This window comes from Streptomyces sp. NPDC039480 (genome assembly GCF_055597165.1).
In genome coordinates, this window is record NZ_JBVITX010000006.1 from 306,180 (window position 1) to 325,102 (window position 18,923).

Below are 18,923 nucleotides of genomic sequence, written 5' to 3' on the forward strand. Positions count from 1 at the left end.
GGCAGATCGCCCGGGGGCGCGGACTGAGTTCCCGTACGCCGTGGGTCTGCCCGTAGAGTGACGCGCACGGAGCCTGGCCGAGCGGTGCGTACGGAGCCTCGCCGACCGAGCGCTCCGGCCGGCCGAGCGCGAGGAAACGGGGGAGCATGAGCACGGAGGCGCCTCACAGCCCCATCCCCCCACGCCCCCCAACCCCACCCCTCCCCCCGCCCCCACCCCACGCACCCCCAACTCCCACCGCTCCGGCGTCCGCGACCTCGGCCCCGGTGCCCACGGCCCCGCCGCGCGCGATCCCGGCTCCCGTGGCCCCGGCAGGCGAGGCGGACGAGCCGCCGCCCGTGCCGTCCGCCCGTTTCCCGGATGTGCGGCCGCCGGTCGACCAGGACTGGGTGCTGGACTGTCCCCGCCCCACCCTCGCCCTCCACGACGAGGAGCCGGACGAGGACTCGGACCAGGCAGCCCGCATCCAGGACCTCCTGGCCCCCTTCGAACAGGCCCGCCCCCAGCACCCCGCAACCCCGGCACGCTTGCCTGACGCCGCGCCGCCGGTCGCGGGCGAGAAGCACACGGCCGCCGCCTCCGGCGACCTGGCCACCCCGCCCGCCGACGGGGACGTATCCGACACGCGCCGCAAGGCATACGGCAAGACACCACCGCCCCCGGCCCACCTGCCCGACGAGCCGGATCCTGGCGACGCCGCGTCCCGCTTGCGGCCTGAGGTCTCCGGTGACACGCCGCCGCTGCCGCCGGTTCCGGCCCGCCTGCCCGACGAGCCGGATCCTGGCGACGCCGCGTCCCGCATGCGGCGTGAGGTCTCCGGTAAGACGCCGCCCCTGCCGCCGGTTCCGGCGCGGTTGCCCGACGAGCCGGTCCCTGGTGATGCCGCGTCCCGCTTGCGGCGTCAGGTCTCCGGTGAGACGCCGCCGCTGCCGCCGGCCCCGGCCCACCTACCCGACGAGCCGGACCCTGGCGACGGCGTGTTCCACACGCGGCGTGAGGTCTCCGGTGAGACGCCGCCCCTGCCGCCGGTTCCGGCGCGGTTGCCCGATGCGTCGGTCCCTGGCGACGGCGCGCCCAGCCCGCACGGCGACGTGGCGCCGCCTCCGCCGTCCTCTGCTCGGTTGCCCGACGTGCCGCCGGTGGTTGAGGGGGAGGGGCGTACGGACGCTGGCGTTGGGGGCGGTGTGGCTCGTACGCAGTGTGGCGTCGGCGGCGATGTGGCGGCGCCTCCGTCGGGCTCTGCTCGGCTGCCCGACGAGCCGCCCGTGGTTGTGGGGGAGGCGGCTGGCTCACGTGTGGGGCGGGCTGTTGTGTTTTTTGCTCGGCCTGCCATGGGGGAGGGGCGCCCCTCCCGGCTGCGGGGCGTCGGGGCCTGGGCGCGTCCCCGTGCGGCCGGGGCCGCGGCCTGTGTCGTGCTCGGGCTCGGGCTCATTGGGGGTGCGGCGACCGGGAGTTGGCTGACCGGGGAGTCCGCCGCGGGCGGTGCCGCCCGGAGTGCGTACACGGTCACCGGGGCCCTCTGGCACAGCGTCCCCGTCGACCGGCTCTTCCCGCCGGAGCTGAAGGGGGACGGCGCGGGACCCGGCGGGGCCGACCGCGCATGGACCCGCATAGCCGTCGCCCCGGACAGCGGCTGCCGAGGCGCGTTCGACCCGCTGTTGAAGAAGGCACTCGACCCGGTCGGCTGTCTGCGGCTGCTCCGGGCCACGTACACGGACGCCACCCGCAGCCACGTCACCACCGTGGGCCTGCTGTTCACCAAGGCGGACGCCGACGCGATGCAGACACTGCGGAACCGTTTCACGGAGGAGGGCCTCGACCGGCGGACCGACCTCATGCCACGGCCGTACGCCGCCAAGGGCACCGCGGCCGAGGGCTTCGGAGAGGCGCAGCGGGCGGCCTGGACCGTGTCCGTGCTCCCGGACGCGCCCGTCGTCGCGTACTCCGTCTCCGGATTCGCCGACGGCCGCGCCGTCACCGACCCCCAGCCCGCCACCGAGGCCATGGGCAGCAACACCACGTCGGCGCCCGCCCAGGCGGGCCTCGGCCACGAGGCGAAGGGCATCGCCGACCGTGTCGAGCGAGGTCTGCGCAAGATCATCGCGTCGGCGGAGAAGGCGGCATGAGGGCCCGTCGGGCGGTCGTCGCCGCCATGGCCGCCGCCGCGGTGGCCCTCGCCCCGACCGCCACCGCATACGCCGACGACGGCATCCGCGCCCAGCAGTGGGCCCTCGACGCGATGCACACCAGCCAGGCCTGGCAGATCAGCAAGGGCCACGGCATCACCGTCGCCGTCCTGGACACCGGCATAGACGCCGAGCACCCCGACCTCGCGGGCAGCGTCCTCGAAGGCAAGGACATGGTCGGCTTCGGCGCCCGACGCGGCGACCGCCCCTGGGCCCGGCACGGCACCGCCATGGCCGGCATCATCGCGGGCCACGGGCACGGCGCGGGCGGCCGCGACGGCGTGCTCGGCATCGCCCCGGAGGCGAAGATCCTGCCGGTCCGCGTGATCCTGGAGGACGGCGACCCCGCCCGCAAGAAGGCCCGCAACACCCGCGGCAACGCCCTCGCGGAAGGCATCCGCTGGGCCGCCGACCACGGCGCGGACGTCATCAACCTCTCCCTCGGCGACGACTCGAAATCCGCCCACCCCGAACCGGCCGAGGACGCCGCCGTGCAGTACGCCCTGAAGAAGGGCGTCGCCGTCGTCGCCTCCGCGGGCAACGGCGGCGAGCGCGGCGACCACATCTCCTACCCGGCCGCCTACCCCGGCGTGATCGCCGCGACCGCCGTCGACGAGAACGGCGCCCGCGCCTCCTTCTCCACCCGCCGCTGGTACGCCACCGTCGCCGCCCCCGGCGACGACATCGTCATCGCCGACCCGGACCGCAAGTACTACGAGGGCTGGGGCACCAGCGCCGCCTCCGCCTTCGTCTCGGGCGCCGTCGCCCTGATCCGCGCCGCGTACCCGGGGCTCCAGCCCGCGCAGATCAAGGAGCTCCTGGAGGACACGGCCCGCGACGCCCCGTCCGGCGGCCGTGACGACTCCCGCGGCTTCGGCCTCATCGACCCGGCCGCCGCGCTCGCCCGGGCCGGCCGGATCAAGCCCGAGGAGCCGCGCACGGCGACGTACGGCACGAAGTACTTCGGCCGGGGCCCGGACGAGACGCGGCGTGACGACGGCCCCGCGGGCTGGGTCGGCCCGGTCGCCGGCGGCCTCGGTGTCGCCCTGCTCGCGCTGGCGGTCCACCTGTGGCGGACCAGGTCCGGGGCGCCGCGGCGCGACTGAGACCACTCTGTAGGGTCGACACGTGGCGAACATGTCGAACAGGGCGAATATGGCGAACAAGAACATTCCCGATCCGGGCTTCTCCGACGACGACGGGACGGCCGATCCCCGGCTGGCCGCGGCGCTCGCCGCCTGGTCCGCGGACCGCACGGCCCACGGCCCGGTCCTCGAAGCCCTCGCCGGGGCCCGGCTCCTCGTCCCCGTCGTCGCCGTGCTCGGCGAGGTCGAGGAGGACGAGAACGGGCTGCGCAGGGAGAAGACAAGCGACATGGCCGTCCCCACCCTCAAGGCGGGCGACCGCAAGGCACTGCCCGCGTTCACCTCCATCGAGGCCCTCGCCCTGTGGGACCCGGCCGCCCGCCCCGTCGCAGTCCCGCTGCACCAGGCGCTGCAGGCCGCCGCCCACGAGCAGGCCGACACCATCGTCCTCGACCTCGCGGGCCCCGTCCCCTATGAACTGGGCCGTTCCGCCCTGCTCGCCCTCGCCGAGGGGCGCGCGAGCGCCGACCCGCTCGCCGACCCGGCCGTCACCGAGGCGGTCCGCGCCGCCGTCGCCGCCGAGCCCGTCGTGCTCCGCGCCCACCTCGGCCCCGGCCGTGCCGACGGCACCCTCGCCCTCGTCCTGGACCCGGCCGCGGACCCGGCCGACGCCGCCCAGCGTGTGGCCCGGCGGATCGCCGCCGACGAAACACTGAGGGCCCGCCTGGTGCGCGGCCTCGACCTGGCACTGCTGCCGGCCGAGGCGACGCCACCGGGCGAGCCCCTCTATGTACGTACGACCTGAGAGGTACGTACGGTCACGAATCAGCCGTAGACCGGACCCGTGTACTTCTCGCCCGGCCCCTGGCCCGGCTCGTCCTTCACCAGCGACGCCTCGCGGAACGCCAGCTGCAGCGACTTCAGCCCGTCGCGCAGCGGCGCCGCGTGGAACGAGCTGATCTCCGTGGCGCTCGCGTCAAGGAGGCCGGCCAGCGAGTGGATCAGCTTGCGGGCCTCGTCCAGGTCCTTGTGGCCCTCGCCGCCCTCGGCCAGGCCGAGGTTGACGGCGGCGGCGCTCATCAGGTGGACCGCCACGGTGGTGATCACCTCGACCGCGGGGACGTCCGCGATGTCACGGGTCAGGGTGTCGAAGTCGGGGGAGTCGCCGGCGGGGGACTCGGGGGTGGGGGTCGCGTCGCTCATGCTCACATCTTCCTGAGGGCCGAAACGGTGCAAGCGTAGTTGATGGCGGTCTCCGGGCCCCGGGCGGCGTCGCCCGGGGCCCGCGGCGTGCCCCCGGTCCTCCCGGCATGGTCGCACAGGTAAACAGAAGGTAATGTCGCGCGCCTGCCGGTGTTCGGAAGCCGCAGGTGCCTGCCCGACTATCGATCCACCGCCAACTCGTGAGTGTTTGCCGAAGCAACTGCGGGTCGGTGGGTGATCAATGCGGAACCTCTCGACCCGTCTCTATCGGCGATCACTCCGCGCTACGAAACGTCGCAACGCGCGAAGTCAAGTATTGACTTGACGCTTTCCGTGGAAGAAGGTGTCTCCAGCGGGGGGAGCGGCCATAGAGGCCAGGGGGGCGTAATGACTTTGATTGCGTCGCACGTTCGTCATGGGTTCAACCTCCGAACTGATTCAAATTCATTGGATGATTTGAACGGGGGGGGTTATTTCGTGGCAATGGGGATGGTCGCACTCTTTCCAGGAATCGGTGCCCAGCGCACCGGTATGGGGGAGCGGCTCCACGATAACCATGCCGTATTCCGCGACACCTTCACCGAGGCTTCCGACCACCTCGGTGAGAACTTCTCCGCACTCATCTTCGACAAGGCCAACAAGTCGAGGCTGAAGCGCCAGGAAGAAGCGCAGCTCACCACTTTCCTGGTCAGCGTCGCCATGTACCGGACCTACTCCGCCGAGCTGGGGCAGGAATTCGACTACTGCGTGGGGTACAGCCTGGGCGAGTATTCCGCGCTCTGTGCCGCAGGCGCTCTCCGCTTCACGGACGCCCTCGATCTGGTGCGGCGCAGGGCGGAGATCATTCGCGCTGTGGCGGACCGCGTCGACGGCACCATGATGTGGGCACTCGATCTCGACGCGGAGACCGTCGAGCGCGTGTGCGGGAGAGTGGCCGGTGCGGAAGGCGGCCTTTTCGTGTCGGCGGTCGACGCGCCGCGGCAGGTCGTCATGTCGGGCAGGGAAGAACTCGTCGGGCGCGCGGCCGAAATGCTGGAGGCACGCGGCGGCCGTGTCTATCCGCTGAGGATGGAAGGTCCCTACCACAGCCCGCTGATGGCCGGGGCGAAGAGCGAGATGGCCGCCGTGCTCGACGCGGTCGACATCGCGCCGCCGCGCACGGCCGTCCTTTCCACGGTCAACGGCCGGCCGCACCCCGGCGGCGCCGGAAGCCGGGAAGTCCTGGCCGACCAGCTCGTCTCACCCGTCCAATGGCTGTCCGTACAGCGGAGGTTCCTGGCGGAGAACATCGGCAGCGCCATCGAATTCGGCCCCGGGAACGTACTGAGTTTCCTGCTCGAAAAGGTCACCGACCGGATCAGGCCCTGGCCGGTGGAGCGGTACGGAAGTCCCGCAGAACTCCGCGCGGCGATGACCCTCGGCCCGGACGACCACGCGCGGCTGGTCGGCCGCTGCCTCGCGGTGGCGGCGGGCACCCGCTGCCGGGAACAGCCGTCCGCCGCACAGCGCGACGACATGGACCAGGCCTACGCCGCACTGCTCGCGATGGCGGACGCCGCGGCGGAGAAGCGGCCGGGGACGCCGGCCGAGACGCACCGCGCGCTCGACCGGACCGGCCGGATCCTGGAGTGCAAGGGCTGGCGGGGAGCGGAGAAGGAGAGCCGGCTCCTGCGCGTCCTCGACGGCCGTCTCCTGCCCGCCCGCTAGCGGCCCGCACCCACCTCGACTTCCTGACCGCGCAGCACGGCTGCCCGGGCGACGCTCGGCATGCCCGAAGACCATTCCTTCCTCTTCTGCTTCCTCTTCCGACCCAGGGGTGACGCGTGTCGAAAAGTAGTGCCGCACGGACGATGGGCGTCATTGGCGCGGGGGGCATCGGGCTCGGTGTCGCCGCGGATTTCGTTCTGCACGGGTTCGACGTGGTCCTCGTCGACACCGACGAGTCCCGGCTGAAGCAAGCGAAGGACGAACTCGTCGACGCGGTCCGCTACGGGCCGATGATCCGGCGCGGACTGCCCCGTATCGACCCCGAAGAAGCCCTGCGCCGGGTGGTGTTTACGACCCGCCTCGAGGAGGTCACGCGGTGCGATTTCGTGGTGGAGAACGTCACCGAGTCGTGGGAGGTGAAACGCGTTCTCTACGGCCGTCTCGACGCCGTGCTGCCGCCGGATGTGGGAATCGGAGTGAACACTTCCAGTATTCCCATCGGCAGGCTGGCCGCCGAGACGTCACGCGCGGAACGCGTCATCGGCATCCATTTCATGAACCCTTCGTATCTCAAGGACGCGGTGGAGGTCATGCGTGGCGACGCGACCTCCGAGGAATGCCTGACCTACGTCCTTGAACTGCTCGACCGACTCGGCAAGAGCGCGGTGGTCGTGGGTGACTTCCCCGGCTTCGTGAGCAACCGGATCTCGCACCTCTTCTTCAACGAGGCCATTCGCGTGGTCGAGGAGCAGGGCGTCGAGCCCGCCACCGTCGACGCCGTTTTCAAGAAGTGTTTCGGCCATTCCATGGGCCCGCTGGAAACCGCCGATCTCATCGGCCTCGACACCGTGGCGCTGACCCTTGACCACCTGCACGAGTCCTATGGCGAGGACAAGTTCCGCTGTGCCGGTCTCCTCCGCGACATGGTCGCGGAAGGACGGCTCGGCCGTAAGGCGGGAGAAGGGTTCTACCGCTACCGCCCGCAGCAACGCTCGGAAGACTGAGAGGACCAATTCTCCATGAGCATCAACCGTGACGAAGTCACTCAGATTGTCCTGGACTACCTGGCGCAGTACGACACGAGTGGTACGCCCGATTTCGACGAGAACCTCTTCGAGACGGGCCGGGTCAATTCCCTCTTCGCGATACAGCTGGTCGGATTCCTGGAGAGCACCTTCCGCATCAAGATGTCCGTCGACGACCTTGATTTGCAGAACTTTTCGACCGTCAACTGCATCGCCGACCTGGTCCAGGCCAAGTCGGCGACGGTCGCCGGTGCCTGACCACCGCGGGTGTCGGCGGCGCCGACGAGAGAGGGATCGACGGGCGTGAACCACCTCCTGACCACGGACGAGCAGCGGCACCACGCGGACCTCGTGCACCGTGTCGAGTCGGCCTGGGCCGACACCGCGGCCGACTGGGAACGGCTCGGCACCCTGCCGGACGACGTCGTCCGCTGGTGCGCCGACGAGGGACTGATGGGCGCGGCCCTCCCCGCTGAGCTGGGCGGCGGCGGGGCGACGGCGGTGCGCACGGGGCTGCTGTACGAGGCGCTCGGCCGGGTCAGCGCATCGCTCGCCTCCTATGTGAACGTCCACGGGATGGCCGCCCAGACCGTGGCCAAGTGGGGCACCGAAGAGCAGTGGCGGGAGGTCATGCCGGGGCTCGCCACCGGGAAGCGGGCGGCCGCCATCTGCATGACCGAACCCGGCGCGGGCAGCGACCTCAGCACCATCGAAACCGAACTCACCGAGCGTGACGACGAGTTGGTGCTCAACGGCGGCAAGGTCTTCATCACCTGCGGTGAACTGGCCGACGTCTTCCTCGTGTTCGCCCAGCGCGCGGGACACCCCACGGTCTGCCTCGTCGAGCGGGACAACCCGGGCCTGGTGACCCGCCCCATGGGCGAGCTGCTCGGGCTGCGGGCCGCCGCGCTCGCCCGGGTCGATTTCCGTGACTGCGTCGTACCGGAGCGGCACGTCGTGGGCCGGGACGGGTTCGGGCTGAGCATCCTGATGCCGCACGCGCTCGAACACGGCCGGCACGCCGTCGCCTGGATGGCTCTCGGCATGCTCCAGTCCGTCGTCTCCGAGGCCGCCGCCTTCGTGGCGGGGCGCCGCTCCTTCGGACAGCACCTCGTCGAGCACGGCCAGGTCCAGTCCCTGGTGACGCGGATGGGCACCGACCTGGAGGCCGCGAAGCTGATGTGCCTCGCCGCGTCCCGGGCCGTGGACGACGGCGCAAGGGACGCGTCCGACCGGATCCTCATGGCGAAGTACTTCACCTGCCGGGTCCTTGAGGAACACGCGGCCCAGGCCGTCCAGTTGCTGGCTTCCCGCGGAGTTCTGGAGGCGGGCAGGGCGGCGCGGGCGTACCGGGACAGCAAGGTCCTGAACATCATCGAGGGCACCACGCAGATCGTCGAACGGATGCTTGCGCCCAGCCTGCTGCGGACGCACGCGAAGAAGGGGCTCTGACATGGCACGGGCAGCCAGAGGACTCGACCGGCGGACCCGCGAGAGGCTCGCGCTGCTGACCGCGGACGCGACGGGGGAGACGCTCGCCCTGACCGCCGCGGCGGCCGCGGCCGCGTTCCACTACGCCGGATTCGTCACGGAGATGACCCTGTGCGTCGCCGTCCCCGGCGCGGCGGTCGGAGGCGACGACAAGGTCCTCGTGGTGGAGACCGGCATCGACCCGGAGCTCTCCCTCACGGCCCACGCCGAGCGGATCGCCAAGGACATGCGGTCGCGGAGCGCGGAGGAGGCCACCGCCGCCGCCGGCCACTGGCTCGTCCTCGGCCCCGGTACGGCCGACGAGGGCGCCCGGCATCCGCACGAGACCACCGCGGACGGGCCGCTCCTGGCACTCGACCCCGTCGACGGCAGACTGGCGGCCCGGTCCGACAGCGCGCCCAGGCCGGAGTGCGACGTACTCGCGGGACTCTTCGCCGCGCTCCTCGGCCACGCGCTCGACGAGCCGGGCCGGCCCCTGGCCGCGTGCCCGGTGCTGACCGGACCCGAGCGGTCCGAGGTCCTGACGGACTTCAACGCCACGGCCCGTGACTTCCCCGACGACCTCACGCTGCACGACGTGTTCCGCGCGCAGGCGGCCAGGACGCCGGACCGGGTGGCGGTCACGACGGACGACGCGCAACTGACGTACGCCGAACTGGACGAGCGGTCGGACCGGCTCGCCCACGCACTGCGCGGGCGCCTGGGCGACGGCACCGACGTGGTCGTGGCCGTCCTCGCCGAGCGGAGCCTCGAACTGCCGGTCGCGCTGTTCGGCGTACTCAAGGCGGGATACGCCTACACGCCGCTCGACCCGCATGCGCCGGCGCTGCGGATCCAGGACATCCTGGAACGGAGCGGCGCACGGGCGGTGGTCGGCCAGGAGCACCTCCTCGCGGGACGCGAACTGCCCGTGGAGACACTCGTCCTTGAGGCGCCCGAACTGACCTCCGGGCCCGTCCCGGAGGCCGGCCTGCACGGCTCGCCCGACGACCTCGCGTACGTCCTCTACACCTCCGGTTCCACCGGCCGCCCCAAGGGCGTCATGGTCGAGCACCGCTCGGTGGTCAACCGGCTCTGCTGGATGCAGCGCGACCACCCGCTGGACCACGACGACACGCTCGTCCAGAAGACCCCCGTGATCTTCGACGTGTCCGTCTGGGAACTGTTCTGGTGGATGTTCGGCGGCGGCAGGATGTACCTGCCCGCCCCCGGCGCCGAGAGGTTCCCGCTGGCGCTCGCGGAAGGCGTGCGCCGGCACGGCGTGACCGCGATCCACTTCGTGCCCTCGATGCTGAACGTCTTCCTCGACGAGGTGGAGCGCAGCGGACTCGCCGACTCACTCAGCGGGCTGCGGGTCCTCTACTCCAGCGGGGAGATCCTGCCCCGGCAGGTCGTCGACTCCTTCCACACCGTCCTGGGCGCCCCCAACGGAACCCGGCTCGTGAACCTCTACGGGCCGACCGAGACGACCGTCGACGTGACCGCGTACACCTGCGCGCCCGGCGACACCGCGCCCCGCGTGCCCATCGGCGGCCCCATCGACAACACCCGGCTGTACGTCCTGCGGCACGGCCAGCCGATGCCCGCCGGAGTCTTCGGCACCCTGCACGTCGCGGGTGTCGGCGTCGCCCGCGGCTACCTCGGCGACGAGGAGTTGACCCGGGAGAAGTTCGTCCCCGAGTACGGACGCCCGGACGGCCGCATGTACGACACCGGGGACGTCGCCCGCTGGCTCCCCTCCGGAGACATCGAGTTCTTGGGCCGCCAGGATCAGCAGGTCAAGATCCGCGGCATCAGGATCGACCTCCAGGAGATCGAGAACGTCCTCCTCGAAGCCCCCGGCGTCGTCGAGTGCGCGGTCCGCCTGGAGCAGACGAACGCCCTCATCGCCGTGCTGCGCGCCGCCGTCACCGGCACCGACGCACTCGACAGGAACACGCTGCGCGGATACGTCGCCGACCGCCTGCCCGCCTACATGGTGCCGGCGACGTACGACCGGTTCGACCGGCTGCCCCGCACCCCCAGCGGCAAGATCGACCGCCGCTCGCTGACCGACGACCCGGACCTCACGGCACGAGGAAAGCGACTGTGAACGCACCCCGACAGGACGTGGAGATGGACTGGCTGCTCGACCGGCTGCGCGGCTTCGCCGGCCGCGAGGCGATCACCGGCACCGGCGGCACGGCCGACTACGGACAACTCGTCGAGTCGGTCCTCGCCCGGCGCGGCGAACTCACCGCCGCGGGTGTGCGCCCCGGCTCCTCCGTGGCCGTGGTCGCCGACACCTCGACCGCCTCCGTGGCGCTGGTCCTCGCCCTGATCCGCGAGGGCTGCACCGTCGTACCGCTGGCGCCGAACGACCCGCCGCCGGACGCCCGCGGCCCCCGCTTCGACATCGCCGACGTCGAGACCGTCTTCACGTTCTCGGGCCCGGACGCCTGGCAGGCGCGGACGCTGCCCCGCACCGGCGGCCGCCACCCGCTCCTCGAGTCGCTCAGGGACGGCCGGGAAGCCGGCCTGGTGCTCTACTCCTCGGGCAGCACCGGCGAGGTGAAGGCCGCACTGCACTCCTTCCCCCAGCTGCTCGACCGGTTCCGCACCGAGCCGGGCCGCCCCCTGCGTGCCCTGCAGTTCATGGCGATGGACCACATCGGCGGCATCAACACCCTGTTCCACACGCTCTGTTCGGGCGGCACCGTGATCGTGGAGACCCGGCGCACCGCCGAGCACATCTGCGCCACGATCGAACGCCACCGGGTGGAACTGCTCCCGACCACCCCCACGTTCCTCAACATGCTGCTGATCTCCGGGGCGTACCGCAGCCACGACCTGTCGTCGCTCCGGATCATCACCTACGGCACCGAGCCGATGCGCGACGTGACGCTGAAGCACCTGGCGGAGACGTTCCCCGAGGCGCGGCTGAAGCAGACGTACGGACTGACGGAGACGGGCATCCTGCCGACCCGCTCGGAGGCCAACGGCTCACTCCTGATGCGGGTGGGCGGCAACGGCTTCGAGACCCGGATCGTCGACGGCACCCTCTGGATCCGCTCGCCCAGCAGCATGCGCGGCTACCTCAACAGCCCCGACCCGTTCGACGACGACGGCTGGCTTGACACCGGGGACGCCGTGGAGGAGGCGGGGGACGGGCTGCTGCGCATCATCGGCAGGCGCTCGCACTGCATCAACATCGGCGGCGAGAAGGTCTTCCCCGCCCAGGTAGAGAACGCCCTGCTCCAGGCCGACAACGTCCGGGACGTGGTCGTCGAGGGCCGGGCCAACGCCGTCACCGGGCAGATCGTGGCCGCGCGCGTCCAGGTCGTCGAGCCCGAGGACGCCCGCCACATGGCCAGACGGCTGCGCAAGCACTGCACCACGCTGCTCGCACCCCACCAGGTGCCCGCAGTCATCACACAGACCGAGGAACAACTGCACGGCAGTCGTTTCAAGCGACAGGGGTGGACGGGATGAGCCGGGCAACGAACCAGGACGGGCGCCGGGTCGCCGTGGTCAGCGGCGGCAGCCGCGGCCTCGGCCTCGCACTGATCGGGCACCTGCTCGAACAGGACTACCGGGTCGCGACGTTCAGCCGCACGGAGTCCGACGAACTGGTCAAGCTGCGCGCGGGCCTGGACGACCCGGACCGGCTGCACTGGAGCGCCCTGGACGGCGCCGACACCGGCACGGCACCCCAGGAGTTCGTACGCGGCGTGCTGCGGCGCTTCGGACGGGTCGACCTGCTCGTCAACAACGCCGGAGTCGGCCTCGAAGGGCTCCTGTCGACCACCCCGCCCGCGGACATCGACCACTCCCTGCTGGTGAACATGTCCCTGCCGCTGCAGCTGAGCCGGGCCTGCCTCAAGCCGATGCTCGCCGCGGGCGGCGGCTGCATCGTCAACATCTCCTCCATCAACGGACTCCGCGGTCAGCCCGGCGTCTCCGTCTACAGCGCCGCCAAGGCCGGGCTCGACGGATTCACCCGCAGCCTCGCCCGTGAGGTCGGCCCGGTCGGCATCCGCGTGGTCGGACTCGCCCCCGGCTACTTCGAGAGCGACATGACCGCGGGCATGTCCGAGAAGACCCGCGACCGGGTCGCCCGGCGCACCCCCCTCGGGCGCCTCGGCACCCTGGACGACCTGGTCGGCGTCTTCGCCTTCCTCATCTCCGACCAGGCACGGTTCATCACCGGCCAGACCCTCACCGTCGACGGCGGGTTCACATGCTGAGCGCACACCCGTCGTCCCTGTCCAGCAGCCGCACGCGTCCCGGAGGCCAGCAGTGAGTCGCAGAGAAGCCATCAAGGCCGCAGTGCTCGAAATGATCGAGGAAGTGGTGGGCGAGGACCGCGACGGCGGGCCGCTCCCCGAGATCAAGGACACCGACCTGCTCGTCGACCACCTCGGCCTGCGCTCCCTGCACCTGGCGAGGATCACCGCCATGCTGGAGGTGGAGCTCGACCTCGACCCGTTCAGCGAACTCGTCCCGATCACCGCCATCCGCACGGTCGACGACCTGTACCGCGCCTACGACATCGCCGCCGAGGGCGGCACCGCCGCCGACTTCGCGCCCGCCCCCGCCGACGCCCCGACCGCCGCCGGCATGGCCGCGGGCCGCAGCGCCGCGCAGCGGGTCCGCGCCCTGCGTTCGAAGGCGCGGGGCCAGGCATGAGCGACGAACTGGCCGACGACGCGGCCGCAGGGTTCATCGCGGTCGTCGGCATGGCCGGGAGGTTCCCCGGAGCAGCCGACATCGGCCAGTTCTGGGAGAACATCGTGGCCGGCAGGCCCGCGATGCGCGACCTCACCGACGACGAGCTGCGCCGCGCGGGCGTGGCCGAGCAGTGGATCGGCCACCCCGACTACGTCAAGACGGCCGCCGTGCTCGACGACGCCGACCGCTTCGACGCGGGCCTCTTCGACATCGCGCCGCGCGAGGCCGCGCTCATGGACCCGCAGCAGCGGGTCTTCCTGGAGACGTGCTGGGCGGCCCTGGAACACGCAGGCCGCCTCGCGCCGTACGCGGGCCAGTCGACCGGCGTGTTCGGCGGCGCCGGCGGCGTCCTCGCCGGCTACCTCCCCGAAGTGCTCGGCCCCGGCGGCAGGTTCCTCGACAGCACGGCGTCACTGGAGCACCTGGGCAACGACAAGGACTTCCTCGCCACCCGGGTCTCGTACAAACTCGGCCTCACCGGCCCCGGCCTCACCGTGCAGACGGCCTGCTCCACCTCGCTCGTCGCCGTCCACCTGGCCTGCCAGAGCCTGCTCCTCGGCGAGTGCGACACGGCCGTCGCGGGCGGCGTGACCGTGCGCGTCCCCGGACTCGCCGGATACCTCCACCAGGACCAGGGCATCCTCTCCCCGGACGGCCGCTGCAGGCCCTTCGACGCCCGCGCCCGCGGCACGGTCTTCGGCAGCGGCGTCGGAGCCGTCGTGCTGCGCCCCCTGGCCGACGCCCTGCGCGACCGCGACACCGTCCACGCCGTGATCCGGGGCACCGCCGTCAACAACGACGGCGGCGGCAAGACCAGTTACGGCGCCTCCACGGTGGACGGCCAGCTGGCCGCCATGCGACAGGCGCTGACCGTCGCGCAGCTCCCGCCGGCCGGCCTCGGCTACGTCGAGGCGCACGGCACGGGCACCCTGCTCGGCGACCCGCTGGAGGTGTCCGCCATCCGCCGCGCCCTGGGCGACGACGCGGTGTGCGCCCTCGGCTCGGTCAAGGCCCTCGTCGGCCACCTGGAGGCCGCCGCGGGCATCGCGGGACTCATCAAGACGGTCCTCGCGCTGCACCACGGCGTCGTCCCGCCCAGCCCGCACGTCGAGGAGCTCAACCCCCGGCTCCGCCTCGACGGTTCCGGCCTGTACATCAACGGCGAGCCCGAGGCGTGGCCCACCGAGGTGCGGCGCGCCGCCGTCAACTCCCTCGGCATCGGCGGCACCAACGCCTTCGCCGTCCTCGAACAGGCACCGGCACAGACGCCCGCCGAGCCCGTCCTGCTGCCCCGGGAACTCCTCACCGTCTCCGCGAAGACGGCGGACGGCCTCAAGGCGGCGGCCGCACGCTGGGCCGAGGACCTGAGCGGCCGGGACGGGGCCGACGACCTCGCCGACCTCGCCCACACCAGCCAGGTCGGCCGGCGCAGACTGCCGCACCGGGTGAGCGTGCTCGCCTCCTCCACGGCGGACGCCGCCGAACAGCTGGAGGCCTGGCTCGAAGGCCGCACGGACAGCACGGCGGTGCACGGCCGCGAGGCGGCCCGCCCGCCCAAGGTCGCCTTCCTCTTCTCCGGGCAGGGCGCCCAGTACGCGGCCATGGGCGCCGACCTGTACGAGCGGCACAGCGGATTCCGGGCCTCGCTGGCGCGCCACGCCGACCTGTTCCGCGAACTGACCGGCGTCGACATCGAGGCCGCGCTGGCCGACCGGGAGCGGTCGGGCGAACTGCTGGCCCGCGCCGAGATCCTGCAGCCCGCCATGTTCCTGCTCCAGGTCGCGACGGCCGAGCTGTGGGCCTCCTGGGGCGTACGGCCGCAGGCGGTAGCCGGACACAGCCTGGGCGAGTACGCCGCCGCCTGCGCGGCCGGGGTGCTCACCGCGGAGGACGGGCTGCGGCTCGTCGCGGAGCGCGGCGCGGCGATCGCCGAGGCAGCCGAGCCCGGCGGCATGATCGCCGTACGCTGCCCCGACCTGGCGCAGCTGCGCGAACTCGTCCGCCCCTACGGCCGCGACCTCGCCGTCGCCGGGCACAACGCGCCCGGCCGGTACACGCTCTCCGGCACGGCCGACGCCCTCGGCGCCGTGCGGGCCGCGTGCCTGGAGCGCCGCTGGGCCGTCGTCGAACTCGACGTCACCCACGCCTTCCACTCCCCGCTCATGGCCCCCGCGGCCGAGCGCGTCCGGCAGGCCGCGCAGGGCATCGCCCACCGGCCCCCGCGCACCCCCCTCGTCACCAACCTGACCGGCGCCGTCGCCGCCCCCGACGAGCTGGGCGGCGACTACTGGGCGAGCCAGCTGGCCTCCCCGGTGCTGTTCAGCGAGGCGGTCGACACACTGCTGGCCGACGGCTTCACGCACTTCGTGGAGATGGGGCCAGGCCGCTCCCTGACCGGCTTCGGCAGCGGCAGGCGGGAGCCGGACACGGTCTGGCTCGCCGGCCTGACCTCCCGGGCCTCGGACTGGGACACCCTCCAGCGGACCCTCGCCGAACTCGACGCGGACGGCGTACGCGTCGACTGGTCCGCCTTCCACGCCCCCTTCCGGCGGCGCCGGGTCGTCGCACCCACGTACCCCTTCGCCCGGCAGCGGCACTGGGTCGGCGAGGACGGCTCACCCGCGCCGCGCGCCGCCGCCACCACAACTGCCCGGGTCGCCCCGCCGACCGGCGCCGGTCTCACCGACCTGCGCAGGATGCCGCTCCCTCAGGCCTCCCAGCGCCGCTGGGAGAGCGGTGTGGACCACCGCGCGCCCGAATTCCTGGGCGATCACGTGCTGTTGGGCCGGGTCGTCGTCCCTGGCGCCTACCACACCGCGTGTCTCCTGGAGGCGTTCGGCGGTCAGCGGCCCGTGCTCGTCGAGGACCTGGTGTTCCCCCGGGCCCTCGCCCTGGACGAGGAGCCCACCGGCCTCCAGATCGTCCTCGACGAGACGCGCGGCACGACCGCCGACGTCAGAGTGCTCGGCCGGCGCCCCGGCGCCGCCGCCCACCTCGACACCTCCTGGACCACCCACGCCCAGGGCCGCATCCGTACCGCGGCCGCCGCCGCGGACCGGCGCGCCGACGCACCCGCCGAGCAGGGCGAGTGGGCCCGGACGCTGTCCGGCGACGCCCTGTACGGGCAGCTGCACCGGCTCGGCTACGACCTGGGGCCGGCGTTCCGCTGGCTGCGGGAGCTGCGGCTGCGGGACGGCCGGGCGGAGGCGGACATCACCGTCCCCGAATTCCTCGACCCCGCCGCGCGCCCGGCGAAGACCGTGCTCATCGACGTCTGCGTCCAGACCGCCATCGGCCTCAACGTCCTGGACACGGAACGCCTCGAAGGACTGCTGCTGCCCTTCCGCGTCGAACACGCGGTGTTCCACCCCGTCGACGAGGTGCCGCGCTCCGCCCGCGTCCGGGCGACCGTCCACAACCGGGCCGACTTCGCATCGGACACCCCGCGCGCCCTCCTCGACGTCAGGATCGACTCCGAAGACGGCCGGCCCCTCGTCGAACTGACCGGCCTGGAACTGCGCCTGGTCCCGCCGCACCTGGTGACGGGCACCGACGACCCGGGCACCGTCCACGTCCAGCGCTGGAAGGCCCTCGACTCCGTGCGGCCCGGCACCGGACTGCCGGACCACTGGCTCGTTCTCGCCGACCGGCAGGGGCACTGGGCGTCCGCGATCGCCGGCCCTGCCCAACAGGGCGCGCGCTGCGCGGTCCTGACGGATGGTCCGGACGGGAGCCGACCGGACACGGTCCAGTCCGGCGTCACCCTGCTCCCGGTCGGTGACATCGCGGACGCCGGGCAACTCGAAGCCGCCCTGCGCGACCTACCGATCACCGGGCCGTACGGCGTGCTGCACTGCGCCGGCCTGGACCTGCTCGCGGCGGAACCCGACAGCGCGCTCCAGCGGCGCGCCCTCGGCAGCCTCCCGGCCCTGGTGCGCACCCTGGAGAGGACGGGCCGTCCTGCGCCGTCCCAGCTGGCGCTGATCACCAGTGGCGCGCTGCACACCGGAGGGCCCGGGCCCGTCCTCCACCCGCAGCAGGCCACGCTGTGGGGCGCGGGCCGCAGCGCCGTCCACGAACTCCCCGACACCGACGTGCGGTTGGTCGACGTCGACCCGTACGACCTGCGCACCTGCCTCCGCACGGCACTCGTCGACGTACTGACCGGCGACGCTGAGCAGGTGTCCGAGGCCGCCGTCCGCGACGGCAAGGTGCGGGTGCCGCGCCTCGACCAGCGGCGCGGCACCCCCGCCGGGGAGTTCCGGGCCCGGCCCGACGGCACCTACCTGATCACCGGAGGCCTCGGCGCGCTCGGCCTCGGCACGGCGCGCTGGCTCGCCGACCACGGGGCGCGGCACCTCGTGCTCACCGGACGCGGCGCGCCCGCCGAACCGGCCAGGCAGACCCTCGCGGAGCTGGAGCGGAGCGGCGTGCGCTGCACGGTCGTCGCCGCCGACGTCTCCGAACAGGCCGACGTGGAACGGCTGATGGCGCGGATCCGCGACGGCGGGGTCCCCCTGCGGGGCGTCCTGCACGCGGCGGGTGTGGTGGAGGACGCGCTCCTCACCGGTCTGACCTGGGACGCCTTCGCGCGGGTCCTCGCCCCGAAGGTCGCGGGCGGCTGGCATCTGCACCGGGCCACGCTGGACGAGGACCTCGACCTGTTCGTGCTGTACTCGTCGACGTCCGGGCTGCTCGGAGCGGCCGGGCAGGCGCACTACGCGGCGGCCAACACCTACCTGGACGCCCTCGCCCAGCACCGCCACGACCGCGGGCTGCCCGCCCTCAGCCTCGGCTGGGGCCCGGTCACGGAGGGCATGACGGCCCGTCTCGACCAGCGGCACCGCGACCGCATGGCGGCGGCCGGGTTCACCCTCCTCGATCCGCGGCGGGTCTTCGCCGCCCTGGGCCCGCTCCTCGCCGGCGGCCACGACGCCGTGCACGGCGTCTTCGCACTCGACTGGGACACCCAGCTGTCCCGGTTCGCACCGGGACGACGGCCCGGCAACCGGCCCGAAACGGCCACCGGACGGCCCGAACCGGCCTCGCCCGGCGCGACCCCCGGCACCGACCTGCTACGCGCCTGGGGCTCCGCCGGACAGGAGCGGCGGCAGACGCTGGCCGCCGAGTACCTGACGTACGTCCTGGCGCAGCGCGTCGGCGCCGAAGCCACCGGCGTCGACCGGGCGGCGTCGCTCACCGCCCTCGGCGTCGACTCGATGCTCGCCCTGGAGATCCGCAGCGACATCCGCGCGGACCTCGGGGTCGACCTGCCGCTCGGTCTGCTGCTCCAGGACGAGCCGGTGCACCGGCTCGAAACGGCCCTGCGCGAGGGCCTCGACCGCGAGACGGCCGGCGGCCCGGCGGCCGACGCGGCCACGGCGCCACGGGCACCGGGCGAGCGGCTGACACCCCAGGCCGCCGGAGAACTCCTCATGTCGGTGCACCACTTGGACCACGCCGGACTCGAAACCGTCGCGGCCCTGCTCGACGCGCAGGAACAGGAGAGCTGACCC

General features: G+C 72.9%; 13 protein-coding genes. 12 read left to right on the forward strand and 1 reads right to left on the reverse strand.

Going from position 1 to position 18,923, the window contains the following annotated elements; translation table 11 throughout:
• The first annotated feature begins 302 nt into the window (after window positions 1-302).
• The 3 genes from ACZ56E_RS20980 to ACZ56E_RS20990 are packed head-to-tail and all read left to right on the forward strand — an operon-like array spanning window position 303 to window position 4,076.
• Window positions 303-2,126 carry a hypothetical protein gene (locus tag ACZ56E_RS20980; protein WP_471216135.1) on the forward strand — a complete coding sequence of 608 codons (1,824 nt, stop codon included), beginning with the start codon at window positions 303-305 and terminating at the stop codon, window positions 2,124-2,126.
• A complete protein-coding gene (gene mycP, locus ACZ56E_RS20985; protein ID WP_471216137.1) occupies window positions 2,123-3,292 on the forward strand; it encodes a type VII secretion-associated serine protease mycosin in 1,170 nt (389 codons plus the stop codon). The genes ACZ56E_RS20980 and mycP overlap by 4 nt, the downstream gene beginning before the upstream one ends.
• Before the next feature lie 49 nt (window positions 3,293-3,341).
• Window positions 3,342-4,076 carry an SseB family protein gene (locus tag ACZ56E_RS20990; RefSeq protein ID WP_468611668.1) on the forward strand — a complete coding sequence of 245 codons (735 nt, stop codon included), beginning with the start codon at window positions 3,342-3,344 and terminating at the stop codon, window positions 4,074-4,076.
• Between the two features lie 20 nt (window positions 4,077-4,096).
• On the opposite strand, the gene ACZ56E_RS20995 is transcribed toward ACZ56E_RS20990, so the two are convergent.
• Window positions 4,097-4,474, reverse strand: a complete 378-nt coding sequence (locus tag ACZ56E_RS20995; RefSeq protein WP_468611667.1) for a DUF1844 domain-containing protein — start codon at window positions 4,472-4,474, stop codon at window positions 4,097-4,099.
• A 483-nt stretch (window positions 4,475-4,957) separates the two neighbouring features.
• On the opposite strand from ACZ56E_RS20995, the gene ACZ56E_RS21000 reads away from it, so the two are divergent.
• The 9 genes from ACZ56E_RS21000 to ACZ56E_RS21040 all read left to right on the forward strand — a co-directional run bounded on the left by ACZ56E_RS21000 (window position 4,958) and on the right by ACZ56E_RS21040 (window position 18,920).
• Entirely contained in the window at window positions 4,958-6,181 is a 1,224-nt protein-coding gene (locus ACZ56E_RS21000) for an ACP S-malonyltransferase (RefSeq protein WP_471216141.1), read from the forward strand.
• A gap of 143 nt (window positions 6,182-6,324) precedes the next feature.
• Window positions 6,325-7,185 (forward strand): 3-hydroxyacyl-CoA dehydrogenase family protein, encoded by an 861-nt coding sequence (locus ACZ56E_RS21005; protein WP_471216144.1) that lies wholly within the window; start codon window positions 6,325-6,327, stop codon window positions 7,183-7,185.
• Window positions 7,186-7,200: 15 nt separating this feature from the next.
• Window positions 7,201-7,464 carry an acyl carrier protein gene (locus tag ACZ56E_RS21010; protein WP_362993608.1) on the forward strand — a complete coding sequence of 88 codons (264 nt, stop codon included), beginning with the start codon at window positions 7,201-7,203 and terminating at the stop codon, window positions 7,462-7,464.
• A gap of 45 nt (window positions 7,465-7,509) precedes the next feature.
• Window positions 7,510-8,658, forward strand: coding sequence for an acyl-CoA dehydrogenase family protein (locus ACZ56E_RS21015; RefSeq protein WP_471216150.1), 1,149 nt, complete (start codon window positions 7,510-7,512; stop codon window positions 8,656-8,658).
• A 1-nt stretch (window position 8,659) separates the two neighbouring features.
• Window positions 8,660-10,789 (forward strand): non-ribosomal peptide synthetase, encoded by a 2,130-nt coding sequence (locus ACZ56E_RS21020; RefSeq protein WP_471216152.1) that lies wholly within the window; start codon window positions 8,660-8,662, stop codon window positions 10,787-10,789.
• Window positions 10,786-12,168 (forward strand): class I adenylate-forming enzyme family protein, encoded by a 1,383-nt coding sequence (locus ACZ56E_RS21025; protein ID WP_471216154.1) that lies wholly within the window; start codon window positions 10,786-10,788, stop codon window positions 12,166-12,168. The genes ACZ56E_RS21020 and ACZ56E_RS21025 overlap by 4 nt, the downstream gene beginning before the upstream one ends.
• Window positions 12,165-12,923: an SDR family NAD(P)-dependent oxidoreductase gene (locus ACZ56E_RS21030; RefSeq protein ID WP_471216156.1), complete on the forward strand. Its 759-nt coding sequence runs from the start codon at window positions 12,165-12,167 to the stop codon at window positions 12,921-12,923. The genes ACZ56E_RS21025 and ACZ56E_RS21030 overlap by 4 nt, the downstream gene beginning before the upstream one ends.
• A 52-nt stretch (window positions 12,924-12,975) precedes the next feature.
• On the forward strand, window positions 12,976-13,365 hold the full coding sequence (locus tag ACZ56E_RS21035; protein ID WP_471216159.1) for a hypothetical protein: 390 nt from the start codon (window positions 12,976-12,978) through the stop codon (window positions 13,363-13,365).
• The gene (locus ACZ56E_RS21040) at window positions 13,362-18,920 is read left to right on the forward strand and encodes a type I polyketide synthase (RefSeq protein WP_471216160.1); all 5,559 of its coding nucleotides are present in this window, start codon (window positions 13,362-13,364) and stop codon (window positions 18,918-18,920) included. Before ACZ56E_RS21035 ends, ACZ56E_RS21040 begins: the two co-directional genes overlap by 4 nt.
• The last annotated feature ends 3 nt before the right edge of the window (window positions 18,921-18,923 follow it).

Excerpts from the sequence above, each read along its gene's own strand:
- mycP (WP_471216137.1), top strand. The coding sequence starts at position 2,123 with ATGAGGGCCCGTCGGGCGGTCGTCGCCGCCATGGCCGCCGCCGCGGTG.
- ACZ56E_RS20990 (WP_468611668.1), top strand. The coding sequence starts at position 3,342 with ATGGCGAACAAGAACATTCCCGATCCGGGCTTCTCCGACGACGACGGG.
- ACZ56E_RS20995 (WP_468611667.1), bottom strand. The coding sequence starts at position 4,474 with ATGAGCGACGCGACCCCCACCCCCGAGTCCCCCGCCGGCGACTCCCCC.
- ACZ56E_RS21000 (WP_471216141.1), top strand. The coding sequence starts at position 4,958 with ATGGGGATGGTCGCACTCTTTCCAGGAATCGGTGCCCAGCGCACCGGT.
- ACZ56E_RS21005 (WP_471216144.1), top strand. The coding sequence starts at position 6,325 with ATGGGCGTCATTGGCGCGGGGGGCATCGGGCTCGGTGTCGCCGCGGAT.
- ACZ56E_RS21010 (WP_362993608.1), top strand. The coding sequence starts at position 7,201 with ATGAGCATCAACCGTGACGAAGTCACTCAGATTGTCCTGGACTACCTG.
- ACZ56E_RS21020 (WP_471216152.1), top strand. The coding sequence starts at position 8,660 with ATGGCACGGGCAGCCAGAGGACTCGACCGGCGGACCCGCGAGAGGCTC.
- ACZ56E_RS21030 (WP_471216156.1), top strand. The coding sequence starts at position 12,165 with ATGAGCCGGGCAACGAACCAGGACGGGCGCCGGGTCGCCGTGGTCAGC.
- ACZ56E_RS21040 (WP_471216160.1), top strand. The coding sequence starts at position 13,362 with ATGAGCGACGAACTGGCCGACGACGCGGCCGCAGGGTTCATCGCGGTC.